General features: G+C 57.9%; 11 protein-coding genes and 1 pseudogene. 5 read left to right on the forward strand and 7 right to left on the reverse strand.

Annotation, left to right across the window (positions count from 1 at the left end):
- The first annotated feature begins 916 nt into the window (after window positions 1-916).
- The gene (locus tag LMTR3_RS13140) at window positions 917-1,393 is read left to right on the forward strand and encodes an Lrp/AsnC family transcriptional regulator (protein ID WP_065745659.1); all 477 of its coding nucleotides are present in this window, start codon (window positions 917-919) and stop codon (window positions 1,391-1,393) included.
- Window positions 1,394-2,221: 828 nt separating this feature from the next.
- Here the strand turns inward: LMTR3_RS13140 and LMTR3_RS36245 are convergent.
- Both LMTR3_RS36245 and LMTR3_RS13150 read right to left on the reverse strand, forming a co-directional pair.
- Complete coding sequence (locus LMTR3_RS36245) at window positions 2,222-3,013, reverse strand: 4'-phosphopantetheinyl transferase family protein (RefSeq protein WP_176721879.1); 792 nt, start codon at window positions 3,011-3,013, stop codon at window positions 2,222-2,224.
- A 336-nt stretch (window positions 3,014-3,349) separates the two neighbouring features.
- The gene (locus LMTR3_RS13150) at window positions 3,350-3,595 is read right to left on the reverse strand and encodes a hypothetical protein (RefSeq protein WP_245319843.1); all 246 of its coding nucleotides are present in this window, start codon (window positions 3,593-3,595) and stop codon (window positions 3,350-3,352) included.
- Between the two features lie 852 nt (window positions 3,596-4,447).
- Between LMTR3_RS13150 and LMTR3_RS36250 the strand changes: the two genes are divergently transcribed.
- Both LMTR3_RS36250 and LMTR3_RS40220 read left to right on the forward strand, forming a co-directional pair.
- Entirely contained in the window at window positions 4,448-4,651 is a 204-nt protein-coding gene (locus LMTR3_RS36250) for an antitoxin MazE family protein (protein WP_502686625.1), read from the forward strand.
- On the forward strand, window positions 4,648-5,031 hold the full coding sequence (locus LMTR3_RS40220; protein ID WP_084029568.1) for a type II toxin-antitoxin system PemK/MazF family toxin: 384 nt from the start codon (window positions 4,648-4,650) through the stop codon (window positions 5,029-5,031). Before LMTR3_RS36250 ends, LMTR3_RS40220 begins: the two co-directional genes overlap by 4 nt.
- Before the next feature lie 467 nt (window positions 5,032-5,498).
- Here the strand turns inward: LMTR3_RS40220 and LMTR3_RS13155 are convergent, their stop codons facing one another.
- Window positions 5,499-6,155: an FkbM family methyltransferase gene (locus tag LMTR3_RS13155; RefSeq protein WP_065745408.1), complete on the reverse strand. Its 657-nt coding sequence runs from the start codon at window positions 6,153-6,155 to the stop codon at window positions 5,499-5,501.
- A 400-nt stretch (window positions 6,156-6,555) separates the two neighbouring features.
- On the opposite strand from LMTR3_RS13155, the gene gmd reads away from it, so the two are divergent.
- Window positions 6,556-7,641 (forward strand): GDP-mannose 4,6-dehydratase, encoded by a 1,086-nt coding sequence (gmd, locus tag LMTR3_RS13160; protein WP_065745409.1) that lies wholly within the window; start codon window positions 6,556-6,558, stop codon window positions 7,639-7,641.
- Window positions 7,622-8,575, forward strand: coding sequence for a GDP-L-fucose synthase (gene fcl / locus LMTR3_RS13165; protein WP_084029569.1), 954 nt, complete (start codon window positions 7,622-7,624; stop codon window positions 8,573-8,575). Before gmd ends, fcl begins: the two co-directional genes overlap by 20 nt.
- A gap of 166 nt (window positions 8,576-8,741) precedes the next feature.
- Here fcl and LMTR3_RS36260 read toward each other — a convergent pair.
- The 4 genes and pseudogenes from LMTR3_RS36260 to LMTR3_RS13180 all read right to left on the reverse strand — a co-directional run.
- A pseudogene (locus tag LMTR3_RS36260) lies at window positions 8,742-8,945 on the reverse strand (transposase); the annotation flags it as partial.
- Between the two features lie 720 nt (window positions 8,946-9,665).
- The gene (locus tag LMTR3_RS13170) at window positions 9,666-11,030 is read right to left on the reverse strand and encodes a type II toxin-antitoxin system HipA family toxin (RefSeq protein ID WP_065745411.1); all 1,365 of its coding nucleotides are present in this window, start codon (window positions 11,028-11,030) and stop codon (window positions 9,666-9,668) included.
- Complete coding sequence (locus LMTR3_RS13175) at window positions 11,027-11,305, reverse strand: helix-turn-helix transcriptional regulator (RefSeq protein ID WP_065745412.1); 279 nt, start codon at window positions 11,303-11,305, stop codon at window positions 11,027-11,029. The genes LMTR3_RS13170 and LMTR3_RS13175 overlap by 4 nt, the downstream gene beginning before the upstream one ends.
- 388 nt (window positions 11,306-11,693) lie before the next feature.
- Window positions 11,694-13,007 (reverse strand): LLM class flavin-dependent oxidoreductase, encoded by a 1,314-nt coding sequence (locus LMTR3_RS13180; protein ID WP_065745413.1) that lies wholly within the window; start codon window positions 13,005-13,007, stop codon window positions 11,694-11,696.
- Window positions 13,008-14,472 lie beyond the last annotated feature (1,465 nt).

The following is a 14,472-nucleotide window of genomic DNA, read 5'->3' on the forward strand; positions in this document are numbered from 1 at the left end:
TTTTCAAGGGTTGGTTGTTCCACACTGTGCCACATCTATGAGCAGTTCGATTGATGATAGCTTAAGTGAGATGAGATCAGTGCGGAACGACATTTGGCGTTGTCGTAAGTTGCTTCAAAACGAGTTGCCTGATGAGCAGCGAAAAATCATCGAGCAACGCCTGGTTGAACAGTGTTCTGCTTTCGATCAGCTGTTGGCGACCACATTTCCCTTCACGTTGAGGCTCAGGTCAACTTCAGTGCCTGTGCCGCTCAACACCTAACCAAACTTAACCAGCATGAGCTCCTATCCTCCCTATCCTTCGGCTCCCCTGCGATCCAGCCCACTGAGTTGATCAATGGAAGTGAAATGGTGGCAAATGCGATGCAAGATACTAGGCAGGGTGTTGATTCCTATCATTGCATCGAGGTGATGGCCCCCGGGGCGCCGGCGGCGACGACGATGGATAGGCGAGGAGAAGGCCCGCATCGTGGAGCAACGTTTTCAGAAGGGTGTGAACATTGTGCGCGGTCTTTGGCGCAATCGCGTTGCCTGCGGAAGGCCGCGATCGGCCGCCAGCTTGAGCAAATCCGTCAGCAAGTCAGAGCGGAGAGGCCGCAATCTCCGGATGCAAAACAAAAAGCAGAGCCAGCTTGAAATTTCAGCATAGGCGCTTCTTTAAAGCGGACGATCTTTGCCGAAGGTGGGAGCAGCAGGTGATCGCAGTAACGCCTCATACCATTCACACCTCGACGTTAAGGTTCAATGCCCGATCTTACTCCGGCAGGATGATCGGCTCCTGGCAGAGCAGAGTCATCACCCAGCGGCCAGGACGGTGCGATCGCCCACGCGGTCATTTGTTGAAATCATCGCATGCATTTGGGATATTTTGGACGATTTTCGGGATGAAATTCACCTCAAGCCCGGGGAGCCGATTATGCGATACGATCGGATAGACGCCCGCATCCTCGAGATCGTGCAAAAGAATAACCGCCTAACGTCCGAGGTGATCGGCGCAATGGCAGGGCTTTCTGCTACCGCGTGTCAACGCCGACTGAAGAGGCTCCGTTCGGAAGGCATTATAGAGGCCGATGTTTCAATCGTTTCGCCGAAAGCGGTGGGCAGACCCATTCAAATGCTGGTGCTGGTGACCCTGGAGCGAGAGCGTTCAGATATAATCGATAGATTCAAGAAGGCCATCAGATCGTCAGTTGAGGTCGTCAACGGCTTCTACGTCACCGGCGACGCGGACTTTGTCCTGTACGTCACCGCGCCCACCATGGAAGATTATGAGGAGTTCACCCGGCGATTCTTTTATGTGAACCCGGACATCAAGAGCTTCAAAACAATGGTCGTATTGGATCGCGTAAAGGCGGGCTTTGCTGTTCCAGTTGAGACACCATCCGAGAATTGACTACACGCTGATGCAGGCGTTTCACCCCGCGGGTCGACGCGTTCGCGCTTTTCGTCACTTAACGGACAGAGAACCGCCGATGAATTCGCTCGGCTTTTCCATATTGATGAAGAAGGCTTTGAAACGCTTCCGTTCTCCCTTTCGGTACGACAGCAAGCGATAGGTGTCTCACGCAGCACAATGCTGACGGCCGATTGCCCGCTTCGAACCAGCCTGAGCATCAGAACTGAAATACATGCTGCCGATACAACTCGCCAAGGGTAACTCCGCCGTCGAGCCGGGCACGCCGAATGGCAGCACCCCTCCTCTAATCGATCGGCGCGTTTGCTTCCGGACGGAAGCGTGCGCAGGCCAAGGCGAATCGCGACTCGGCAAACCGTCGCCCACCAATTGATCATCTCTGGCCTGGCTGTTGCTTGAAGCTCGCCTGCGTCGCTCTCACGAGATCGATGTTGCGCATCCCGCAGTTGCATAGGGGTTCGACGTTGGCCCTAATGGCCATCGCTATTGCGACGGTGGGCATCATCGCTCGAAACCCGGATAACGGCAGCTAGTTGTGACCTGCCAGGCGATACTTGGTTTCCTGATTGAGAACCCACATGATTGACCGGCATCTCAGGTCGCATTCGATCAGAAAGGGCTCGTTGGAGGACCTTGTCTAGTGGGATCAGGGGAACCAGGCGCTACGGAGTCACACATATCAAGCTTCTTATCGGAATCAACGCCCGGCCTCACTTGCTTATTAGAACAGAAGACTATTCTTCAATTGCAAGGCAAACTCGATAAGGTCTCCTGTGGCCTTCCGGCATTTTAGGAGCCGAGATTGCATCACGCGCCTCGAAATCGCACGGCTAGTGCTAGAATTCCTCCGACAAATGGGCGATAGATTCCTTTTATGGTTCGACTGCCAAAACTAGTAGGCTTTTCTGGGTTCACAATTACGGCCTCGAAGACCCCGCACTGGTCATTCGTTCTGACACTGACATCTTGAAAATCCAAAAATTCGCCAGTTGCCGGCGCATATGATTTGTATACGGCTTCCTTTATTGCGAACAACAATTTCGGGCCGAAGCGACTGCTGGACCACTCCTTGCCCTCGATTTCCTCGCAGGTGCATACGAACGGCAAAAGGTCCGGTTCGAGCGGTTGTTGATCTTCAATGTCCAATCCCAGAGCGAGCACATTCTTGGAAATTCCGACAACAGCTCCGCAATCAAATGAAGAGTGTGAAATGCTCCCGACGACTCCCGAAGGCCAAAGAGGAGCCCGATCTACTCTCGACAAAATCGGAACAGGAGCGAAACCCAATTTACGCAGTGCCTCATGAGCGTGATGCCGTCCCCAGGCGAACTCACGCCGACGACGAAGCGATACGTTCCCCAACATGACGTCTTCAGCCGGAAATGGGAGGGGAAACGGGTCATACATTGATCCGCCAGAAAAGCTGATGTCGTGTGCCAAAGCTGCGCCGATAGCAGCCCCTAACGTCGTGAGCGTTTTCATAGATTGGGCGAACCTTTGTTCTGGAAACGTGTGAAGCTGCAAATCTGCACTTGCTTTACGATAGCTAACCTGAGACCGCAGGCCACTCAAGGCCCGCAGCGTCACAGACGAAATCATGCTCTGCGACGCTCGATATTTCTGACGGAAGAATCGGACCGATCGAGCGTGCATCGGACGAGCTCTGCGCTGACGCGACCCGCTTTCGCGATCAACAGCCCTCGCGCCACACCTGGCTGGCCAAATTGCATCACATTATCGGGGCTGTCGCAGAGTGCTCAGAGTGGACGGGTACGGCTTTGAACAAACGGTGAGGCAGAGATCGGAGGCGGGTTGGTACTCTGCTTGTGGACCTCGAGCAGAATTATGTGGTCTATGTGTAATCTAACGTGTGGGGCCGACCCACGAGGGCGACTTTGTGCTGCGCGCACGTGCAACGAGCTCCATTCCGTTCGCTCACTGCATTTGATCCGTGCCGCGACCGATGAACTCGAGCACCGACTGCGCCTTGTGTATCTCACGTGCGATGCAATTGAAGATCCGGGTCGCAGATTCAAGTGTAACGACAAGTCCAACCCTCTCGCATGATAGCTCAAAATGGTGCGCAACCTGTTCGTTGGTGGGCGCAATGCCACTTTGCAGCGAGCTCATGGCTAATGATGCGAGCATGTGCTCGACCACGTCTTTTTCGGCCTGAGTCAAGAAATGCTTCCTTCTGAATGTTGGCTCGCCTGTTATCGACGTTGTGGTCGCCGTCGAAGGTCCGGCCAAAGCCGCTCCGCTTCCGCGCCTGTGTTGCCACGAGGGCCACATCATGCGGGCTCACGAAACTTGGCGCGAGACAGCTTCCGTCGACTTGCAGGATCTACTTCTGGGGCTGCGGTAAGCAGAGCAAGGCTCAAAGACGACCTTGAGCATACGATCTCGAAGGTTCGAGACATTTGCCAGATCCGCGACCTCACCGATTGGGCGCTTCGCCGTGACACGAACTCGAAAACGGTGGCGTCGACTTCTGCACGCATGGCGGTCCGCAATCACACGAACATGCTGTGACATGCCGGTGCAACAGCCGCGGTGAGCAGTAGACTGAGGTTCCCCAACGTTCCCCACGAAAGGAGGAGATAGCGCAAGGCATCACAGAGGCTAAGCTCCTTCGCAGTGGGTACCGCACTTAAGAATTCGGCGCGCTCGCCACGTGTTACAAAGATCGGCTGCGCGTGCGCGCCCCTAAGAAGACCGAAACGTGCCACCCGGCTCAGCCAGTGCGGCCTACGCCTCACCCACATGGGCCTCACGGGAGGCCGGCCGCCCCAACGACTTGCACGGACTGATCTAAGTCCCATGTCGCACCACGACCGAGCCCTCTTACGACCCCTCTTGGATCTGTAGATCCTCGAACTTCACTCCGATCTGTTTCGACCTGCCATCACGCGAAGTGACTCAGCCTCTCGAAGCGCACACTGACTGAAAGCGTCACGAGGATGCTCGCGAAGACACGAATCTCTCAATGCTAACGTCGCGTGGCACTCAAACTTGAGTTGCTAATGATGGGCTTTGGTCAACATTTTTCAAGCCTACGACCTGACGCAACGTGAGATTCAAGCTCTTTTGTCGGGCTTGCGGCCCTTCGGGATTTGGGTACCCGATGTGCGGTCTCCATCTTTCCGCATGCAGGCCCATCGTCAGTCACTTGCTGTTGCAGCCAGCAGCCATGCCGCAACGATCAGGCTGATCGACGACCTGTCCGACCTGGATTGACGAGACGCGGCGAGATCTGGACCGTCGCTTGCGGCAAGAATTATGCAGGTAAGCCGCGCCCACTCGTCATCGTGCTGGACGACAGTTTCAATGTGACCGACTCAATCACCACTTGCGCCTTCACCAGCTATCCGACGGATGGCCGTTGTTCCGGCTCATCATCGAGCCAAATGGGTGCAACGGCTGCTCGCGACATCCTGACTGATGGTAACCAAATCACAACCGTTCCTAACGCCAAAGTCGGCAGGCGTGTTGGTGGTCCAATCGACGAGATATCGTACGGCTCAATCAGCGATGATCGTGTTCCTCGCATGGCCGTATCACCTAGCAACAGAAAGCGAAGTTGTAGCCGCTGCCAAAACCGCCATCGCAAAGCGTAGCCCAGAATGTATGCCGCTGTTGCCGGCGACTTCTGCTATCCCCGCACTGTCGTGAAGAAACAAGCGCGATCTCCGACAAAAGAGTTCGCGGCCTCCCAGGCGAAATCAGCGACACCAAGGCGATGAAGAACTCCCGCCGGCGAACAGGACTTAACGCACTTCAAAGCGATTCACCGACACTTATTTCAGGTTGTCTAAAATTGGGCGGGAGAAATAATACTGTCCTCATATTGAAGGACAGCACCATGTTCTGCTATCTTTTCAAGAGAGCCTTGTTATCGAAGAGCTGATCGCAGGCAGTGAGGAGCCGGAACCGTGGCGTCCATCTCTCGATCACGTCTGTTCATCCTCTTCGTCGTAATCCTGCTCGCCGACCCGAACTGCAAGTAAGTACGATCAGCGTCCGGCCATATTGATCGAGGCCGACTATGTCTTCGGCGGCCTTGTGCACGCACTCAAAGCTTATTCTACAGGCTCGTGTTCCTAAGCAAGACATCACCCTCGACTCCATGGGGATACTGCGTCACGACTTCGAACGATGGTAGCAAGTCAAGAATGGCTTGCAGGGACTGCTGCCCTTCATAGAGCTCCTGGTCGCTGTATTCAGTGTAGATGAAGCGCGTGTTGCTCAAGCTATGTCTGCCGCCAGCGATCACATCGGATTCGGCTCCCTGCACGTCCATCCAAATGAAATCGATGCGCTTTAATTTCGCCTCACTGCACCAGTCATCCAAGCGTCGAGTTTCAACTGAGATGGGATGATCAAACCGAACCCAGTCATATTCCACGAGATGATTCTTGGGCCGGCGTATTGAGCCAGAGAGATCCCAGTCCTTCGCATCTCCACTTCCATTGCTTGGATGGAAATCGATCCTGCCATTTCTGTCACTGATCGCGATCTCAAATAGCTTCACTTTGTCGAGGTACCGATCCATGTTTTTCTTGAAGCGAGCAGCCGCTCGGGGATCTGGCTCAAAGCAGTAGAGCTGAGCCTGCGGGCAGAGCTCGACAAACTTTCGCGTATCGGTTCCGTCGTTGCAGCCGATGTCCAAGATAACGGGATCCGGCTTTTGAAGAAGAGAGACAATCTGCTGATGTACTGTTAAGGAAGATGTGGGTTCCATGGAAATATGCAGTCTCTTAGAGAAGGCCTGCCGAAGCCTAGCAGCAGTCCTGTCGAGAACTTTTGGAGCGCTCGGCAGCTGCCTACTTACAGGGCCTCGCGGAGGTCCGTTGAACTTTGTCTTTGAATTCTCGATTACACGCACGCCCCTCCTGCGCAATGTATATCAATGTATATATAGTGCATGTGCCGGCGTGACGATAAGCGGATGGATATGTGCACCTCTCGATCAACTCGTGCCTTTTTAGAATGCGATCGCGCACCACAGCACAAGGCAAAAGGTGGGCTCCAGCACTAATTGCACGGTCGATGCTGACTCTGCGGCCTACCGCCTGATTTGAATCGACTTTCAGTTAGACTTCGCAAATGACGGCCCTCCCTTGCGCGTAACCGGAGAGAGAATGACGGCCCTGGACTCAACGCGGCGCGTGGCGCTGATCACCGGCGTCACCGGCCAGGACGGCGCGTATCTTGCCGAATATCTGCTCGGGCTCGGCTATACCGTCCACGGCGTCAAGCGGCGGTCGTCCTCGTTCAACACCGCGCGGATCGATCACCTCTACCAGGACCCGCATTCCAACAACGTGCCGTTCCTGCTGCACTACGGCGACATGACCGACTCGACCAACCTGATCCGGCTGATGCAGCAGATCAGGCCGACCGAGATCTATAACCTCGCCGCCCAGAGCCATGTCGGCGTCAGCTTCGAGAGCCCCGAATATACCGCCAATGCGGATGCCATCGGCGTGCTGCGGCTGCTGGAAGCGATCCGCATCCTCGGGATGGAAAAGGAGACGCGGTTCTACCAGGCCTCGACTTCAGAACTGTACGGCCTGGTGCAGGAGGTGCCGCAGAAGGAGACCACGCCGTTCTACCCACGCTCGCCCTATGGCGTTGCGAAACTGTACGGCTACTGGATCACGGTGAACTACCGCGAGGCCTACGGCATGTTCGCCTCGAACGGCATCCTGTTCAACCATGAGAGCCCGATCCGCGGCGAGACCTTTGTTACCCGCAAGATCACCCGTGGCGTCGCCCGCATCGAGGTCGGCCTCGACGAGGCGCTCTATCTCGGCAATCTCGAAGCCAAGCGCGACTGGGGCCATGCGCGGGATTATGTTGAGGGCATGCACATGATCCTGCAGGCCGACAAGCCCGACGATTTCGTGCTCGCCACCGGCGAGACGCGCTCGGTGCGCGAACTGATCGAAGTCGCCTTTGCCGAAGTCGGCCGCAGCATCGAATGGCGCGGCAAGGGCGTCGAGGAGACCGGCGTCGACAAGAAGTCCGGCAAGACCGTGGTCAGGATCGATCCGGAGTATTTCCGGCCCACGGAGGTCGACCTTCTGATCGGCGACGCCAGCAAGGCCCGGGAGAAGCTCGGCTGGAAGCCGAAGACCTCCTTTGCCCAGTTGGTCAAGGAGATGGTCGCGAGCGACCTCGCAGACGCACGGCGGGAGGCGGCAGGTGGCAAGCATACCGTTTGAGCTGAAAGGCAAGACGGTCTACGTCGCCGGACATCGCGGCATGGTCGGTTCCGCGCTGGTGCGCCGGCTGGGGCGTGAAGACGTCGAAGTGTTGACGACTGCCCGCAATGAAGTCGATCTGCGGGATCAGGCGGCGGTCAACAAATGGTTCTCCGCCAGGCGTCCGCAGGTGGTGTTTCTCGCCGCCGCCAAGGTCGGCGGCATCGTCGCCAACAACACGCTGCGCGCCGAATTCCTTTACGATAATCTGGCGATCGCGACGAATGTGATCCACGCGGCGCATGTCCATGGCGCCGAGAAGCTGATGTTCCTCGGTTCGTCCTGCATCTATCCCAAGCTGGCGCCGCAGCCACTGCGCGAGGATTCCATGCTGACCGGCCCGCTGGAGCCGACCAACGAACCCTATGCGATTGCAAAGATCGCCGGCATCAAGATGGTGGAGGCCTATCGCAACCAGTATGGCGCCGACTTCATCAATGTCATGCCGACCAATCTCTACGGCCGCGGCGACAATTATCATCCCGAATACAGCCATGTCGTCGCGGCGCTGATCCGCCGCTTCCATGAGGCGAAGCAATCCGGCGCCAGCGAGGTCGCGGTGTGGGGCACCGGCACGCCGCGGCGCGAATTCCTCTATGTCGACGATCTCGCGGATGCCTGCATCCATTTGATGAAGACCTATTCGGATGACGAACTGGTCAATATCGGCACCGGCGAGGACATCACGATCGCCGAACTCGCCCGCGTCGTGGCGGCAACCGTCGGCTACGCCGGCGCGATCAGTTTTGACACCTCGCGCCCGGACGGCACGCCGCGCAAGCTGCTCGACGTCAGCCGGTTGGCCAAGCTCGGTTGGCGTGCCACGACGCGGCTCGAAGACGGCATCCGGCTTGCCTATCAGGCGTTCCTCAGCGAGCACGCCGTAAACGCTTAAGCCCGCGCCGCGGGAGGCCGGCGAGGCCGCATTGCCGCGGCAACGTTTCGCGATCCTTTCGCCGAAAACCGGTACCCATTTTTCCAGATCATCCTTTAGGATGCTCGCGTGGTGCGCCCGCCGCGCGAGCGAGCCGGTCAACGCGTAGAGAATATTGCTCCACAGCTTGGCGGCTCCAGCGGTTAAAGCGGTTGTAAATCGTTGTGTACGGCCAGTAGTCTAGCGGACAGTCTCGCCAGCGTGCGCCCAATCGCAGCATGTGAAGAATCCCGCTGATCACGCGCCGGTCATCCATGCGGTGCGCCCCGCGCCGCCCGCGTGGCAACAGCGGTTCGATCCGCTTCCACTCCAACTCGCTCAGGCAGTACAGTTGCTTCGCCCCCTTCGCTTGGAAGCTTGAATCACAAATCAGCCCAGACCGGAATATTTATTGAGTACAGACCCTAGTGGCGGTGAGATTACCCGGCGGGGGAGCTCGCCCTCCATAGGCTCTCCGGAGCGATGACGTGCCCTCTATTCGGCAGCGCCAGGCGGATCGTCGACGCGCACCGCCCTCGTAAGGGCCAAAGATCGAAATTTAGGCGCGTTCCTACGCCCTCGCGTTACGTCGCGGGGCGCGCTTCGTTCGGCAAGCCTGCCGTTGCGGCGACAACGCGGTCACCGGGGCCTTGCTCGAAGTGGCTTCGACCAGCTCGGGTTTCTCCGGCTCTTCCGCTTGCGGATGTTCTAGCGCCTCCAGAATCGCTCGACGGTCGTCCATGATGCGCTACTCTTCAGCTTGGCGGACGTCCAAATGCTGACTGAAGGTGTCGAGATCTGGCGCGAGAGCAGTCAGACGCTTCATGCGTGCGACCCAATCCGATCCGCTCGTGTAGAAGATCTCGAGATATTGCTTTATGACCCGGATCGTGGCGTGCCCCTCGGCTGCCGGCTAATATTTTCAGTACGGATAATTGAAAACTCACGCGCCGCTCAGCATGAGATGAGCGTGCACATTAGCCCTTCCTGACCTGCGGCGCGCGACCTATGTGCCATCAACGTCGAAGAGTAAGCTTAACCTCACCCCCGCGACGCAGTTCTGCAAAAATGTTCAAGAGAATCCTGGGGGGCGCGTAGCGGCCTCGGGATCCGGGTTCTTTTCGGGCTCGTCCTCGGCATCGCTTTTCAGATTCCGTAGCATGTCGCGGCAATAGCCGGCGACGTAGTCCGAGATTTGCTGGTAGACCGGAGACTTCTTAAGCGCGTTCAACTCTTCGACGACGGAGGGCAGTGCATCGAGGACAGCCTGAGACAATTCGCCGACGCGGCGCCTCACCTGCGCGCCGGAAAGCTGGTTTTCCTCCGCCATCCGATCCCAATGTCGGGCGTAGATGCAGTGACCGGGGTTCTTGCCGGCGATCTTCATCGCCAGGTTTCGCGTGACGTCCGGATAGATGTCGCCGTTCATGACGTCGTAGAGCGGCGCCATGGAGACGGCGCCGCTCGGCTGCAGCAGCAGCGAATAGTTCTTCGAATGCGCATCGAAGTTTCCACAGAGAACGTTGAAGACAAAGAAATCGACGAAACGGGCGGCGTTGAAGGCGCCTGCCTGCGTGTTCCGCAGAACGTCAAAGCAGTCTTTCAGGGTCGGTCCACGCAGCTTGGTCGCCGGATTGGATTCGTATTTGGTCGACGGGATGTGCCCCGTGGCCTGGCAGAAATCCTCCTGATGGATTCTGCGGAGGCTTCGCCCGTGGGGCTCGCGGTCGTAGCGCTTCACCAGCAGGTAGTCGAAATCCTCCGCCTTTCCGATCGTACATTCGGCGACGGGTAGCTTCACCTTGGCCGCCAAGCGAAGACAGAAGGCCTCGTTCTCGACGGCGTTGCTGAAGTGCTTGTTGGCCGGCTTGAGGATATGCGTCGTCGGCGCGCCATTGAGCGCGAGGCCGACGCCGCCGTCCGGATACCGGACTACAGGAAGCTTGTCCTGCGCGCCGGCCAAAGACATGTGGATGCCCTCCTCGCCGACGAGAAGCGGCTTCTCCGGAAGGCGCCGAATGGCGGCGGCGAGCTCCGCTTCGGTGAGCCGCTTATAACGCGGCGTTCGCTTCGGTCGCTGGTCGGCGGGCCGGTAGACTTCGAGTGCGCCCGGAAGATCCTCTCCCAACTCCTCAAGGAGCGCGAACACGTTCGCCTCCGGAATCTTGAGGATGGTGCCCACCGTCCTCAGCGTCCGGCCTTCTGGCAGTAGGTTCAAAAACCATCGGTACACGACGTCCGGCTCGTGAACGCGCTGAGCGAGCGGCATGCGGATCGAGACGGCGAACGCCTGAGGATCCTTCACCCACGCTACATCGTAGACGAACTCGATGTCCTGAATTTGCTCCGAGCGCCGGCGCAGCAGCCCGACGAGCTTGTCGCCGCACCAGACTTCCAGGGTCTCGCCGGTGCCGCCCACTTTCGGCGTGCTCGTCATGACGGCGTAAAGTTATCAGGGTCGAAGGTTTCGGATTCCTCGCTGGCCGACCGAACCGCCGGCACAGGGCTCATTTCCGCCGCCAACCGGATGCCGAGCGCGTGCAGCAGGCGGAGGACCAGACCGACCTGGCTTGTCTCCTTGCCATTCTCGACGTCGACGATGAACCGGACGCCGACGTTCGCTGCCAAGGCGAGGTCCTGCTGCCGAAGACCTAAGGAGGTCCGCCGGTTCCGGATCGTCTCGCCGAGTTCTGAGGTGGTCGAGATGGTCATGTCATTTTTCCCGAGCGGGAATATTAGCCCCGAAAGGCACTCTAGCAGGCCTGAATTTACCGATCGGGAAAACTACGGCCCAAATGAGGTTCCGCACATCGAAATTTTCCCGAGCGGGAACGGCTGCGACACGACCCAATTACCGCTCGGGAAATCTGATCCAAGTCCAATCGGCGCTAACTTGAGAACCGCCACAATCCTGGGAGTGATCGCGCTTCGCGCGCGCTAATCTTGATCGCAGTTCCGCGGCAATCATGCCTCACACAGCGGCGTGGTGCGGGCCAGCACACAAGCTTTTTCGGACCGTGAGCGAGGGGTGGCCGATTTCCTCGGTGGCTGCCGGCCACCAACCCACCCGCCCATTCGGGCAGATCCGATCGTGGTGCTATCAGTCGGCATTGGTCGACTTGGCGAAGGACTCGCGTGAAGCCATCGGAATGGCGCCTCCGCGGGTCGGGTCCGCAAAAGTGCCACCCGCCGCGGCGTAGTCCTTACCTGTACAACGCTCGAGCACGATGCCCATCGCCTCGACATTCGGGATGTCCGACTCGCTCAGCTCGGGCATCGATGGCTTGCGGGCAAGTGCCGCCTCTACGTAGGGAGCCAGCTCCTCTTCTTTACGTCGGACGCGCTCGTCTTCCCGTTCTTTCAGAGCAGGCATGACCTCTTTGGCGAACAGCTCGAGTGCCTCACAGATATGCTCGTGCTTATTCATGCCGCACTGCTGGATAAAGATCATCTGGTCGATACCGACATCAGCATACCCCATGAGATGCTCGCGAACGCTCCTCGGCTGTCCGATGCTGCCTGAGCCTGGCGTCTGCTTCATCTCGTCCTTGATCGATTGGAAGCGCCGCCACAAATTCGTGCGCCCAGGACGGTGTTCGCCATATACCGCATAATGCGCGATCGAATAGCCGAAGAACTTGAAACCATCGAGTCCTCGACGCATAGCTTCTTGGGCGTTCTCATGAACCATCATACCGTTGAGAGCGGCGATATTGGCGTTTACCGAATGCCCAATGGGCACGCACTCATCGGACTTGATGATCTGATAGTACTCGTCGCGCCAAACTTTCGCTTGCGACGCCTCCACAAATCCAAAAACCAGCGCCCCTACCCCATGACGCGCGGCACGCAAAATACTTTCGCGCCGTGAACACGCCATCCAGATCGGTGGGTGTGGCTTCTGGACCGGCTTTGGCACGATGTTACGGGTCGGCATTGTGAAGAATTGCCCGTCGTACCCGGGATACGGCCGCATAGTCATCATATTGGCGGTCTGCTCGACGCCTTCCCGCCACATAGCATTTTTCTGCTCGGGCTCGATCCCAAAGCCATGCATCTCGATCAGCGACGCGGATTCTCCGGTCCCCCACTCAGCGCGTCCCCCAGAGATCAGATCGAGCGTGGCCAGGCGCTCCGCCACCCGCGCCGGATGGTTGTAATTCGGGGAGGACAGGCAAATGCCGTGACCAATGCGAATAGTCTTTGTACGCTGGGAGACGGCCCCCAGAAATACCTCGGGTGCGGATGAGTGGGAGTATTCCTCGAGGAAATGATGCTCAACCTCCCACATGTAATCGAATCCGAGCCGATCGGCCAGTTCGATCTGCTCCAGCGCATCACTGAACAATTTTCGCTCGCTGCCGTCCTCCCAAGGCTGCGGCAACTGGTGTTCATAAAACAGTCCAAACTTCATCCGCTTTCTCCTGGTGCACGACGGTCATAAACCCGCTTCAAATTTTCTGGCCACGGCGCAGCACCACGCTGTGGAAGTTGGCTGGGCACCTGTACTCCGTTCTCTTCGTTGAAAAATCTTGCGCGCCGATCGGAGCTCTCTGTCTCACCTCGACCCGCCCTGCTGGAACGGCTTGCCGCGCCCTACGAAGGCAGTGCGCAGCGCCTCATACGCGACCATTCCGGACAAGGCGGAATGAAAGGCAGGCTCGCCAGCGCGCCCCGAAACCGAAGCCCCACTTGGATGCGCCTCTCGGCCGACGATCAGACGCGATAGGAAGACTGCCGCTGCTGGCCGAATGACAGCGGCACCACGAAGGACGTGACTTCAATTTCGTGACCGCACTCAAAAGTGCAGCAGTTATGGCATTGATTTGGATCAACTGAGCAAGTCCCTCATCTAAACTCCCGGGCCGGTGCCTGCGACATCGTCATTGTCATAACGGATTCTTCACCGTCGCCGAGCAATCGGCGTGCCACAAGACCTTCTGTGCGAGGCTGCTCGAAGAGGAAAACGATGTGCTTCGCCGACGGACTACTACCTGCTCATTATCGGACTCTGAAAATTGACGTCTTCAACCGGACACGGCTCTCGCAGAAGGGTGTGCTTGCCCAGCGGCAATACCCTTTCGGCTCCCCAGTGGCGGATGTCCTTGGCGGTGTGCAACCTCGTTGCTGATCTTTCGCAGGCGCTGCTCGAGCTCCTAGGCGCTCGCTTGATCCAGCGTATCTCTGCTTCCTTGCTGCGACTCTTTTGTAGGAATCGTGATTGAAATATTGGCCTTCTAGCTCTAGCGATATCTCCTATCGCACGGTGGCACACCGCCTCTTCAGGCCATGTACTGAAACCGTTCACCAGGTTCGCCAGGTCCTGCTGGGTATAAATCAGAGAGCCGGACGGCCCGGCTAAGGCTCGCGATAGCGAATGCGGCTTGGCGAGAGGCCACCTCCTCCGGCCATTTGCTGAAACCGTTTACCAGGTTCGCCAAGTGAGGGTGAGTGAACTGAGAGAGCTGAGGTACACGAAGGACCTCCCCCGCGATCGCGACTGTGGCTTGGCGACAAGCCGCCTCCTCCCGCCGCTTGCTGAAGCCGTTCGCCAAATTCGCCAGTCCCTGCTGAGTTAAATCAGAGAACCGTCGGCTCGGCGAAGGACCTCGCCCGCGATCGCAACTGTGCCCTGGCGAGAGGCCGCCTCACCTGGCCACTTGCTGAAACCGTTCACCAGGTTCGCCAGTCCCTGATGAATATAACCAGAGAACCGGCCGGGACAGCGAAGGACCTCATCCGCGATGGCGACTGTGGCTTGCCGAGGGCTCCTCCGGCCATTTACTGAAGCCGTTCACCAGGTTCGCCAGGTCCTGCTGATTAAAATGAGAGAGCTGATCGCCCGCGGCGAAGGACCTCACCCGCAATCGCCACTGTGG

Source organism: Bradyrhizobium sp. LMTR 3, assembly GCF_001693485.1.
Taxonomy (GTDB): domain Bacteria; phylum Pseudomonadota; class Alphaproteobacteria; order Rhizobiales; family Xanthobacteraceae; genus Bradyrhizobium.

Coding starts and splice junctions, on each gene's coding strand:
- LMTR3_RS13140 (WP_065745659.1), top strand. CDS start 917: ATGCGATACGATCGGATAGACGCCCGCATCCTCGAGATCGTGCAAAAG.
- LMTR3_RS36245 (WP_176721879.1), bottom strand. CDS start 3,013: ATGATTTCGTCTGTGACGCTGCGGGCCTTGAGTGGCCTGCGGTCTCAG.
- LMTR3_RS13155 (WP_065745408.1), bottom strand. CDS start 6,155: ATGGAACCCACATCTTCCTTAACAGTACATCAGCAGATTGTCTCTCTT.
- gmd (WP_065745409.1), top strand. CDS start 6,556: ATGACGGCCCTGGACTCAACGCGGCGCGTGGCGCTGATCACCGGCGTC.
- LMTR3_RS13170 (WP_065745411.1), bottom strand. CDS start 11,030: ATGACGAGCACGCCGAAAGTGGGCGGCACCGGCGAGACCCTGGAAGTC.
- LMTR3_RS13175 (WP_065745412.1), bottom strand. CDS start 11,305: ATGACCATCTCGACCACCTCAGAACTCGGCGAGACGATCCGGAACCGG.
- LMTR3_RS13180 (WP_065745413.1), bottom strand. CDS start 13,007: ATGAAGTTTGGACTGTTTTATGAACACCAGTTGCCGCAGCCTTGGGAG.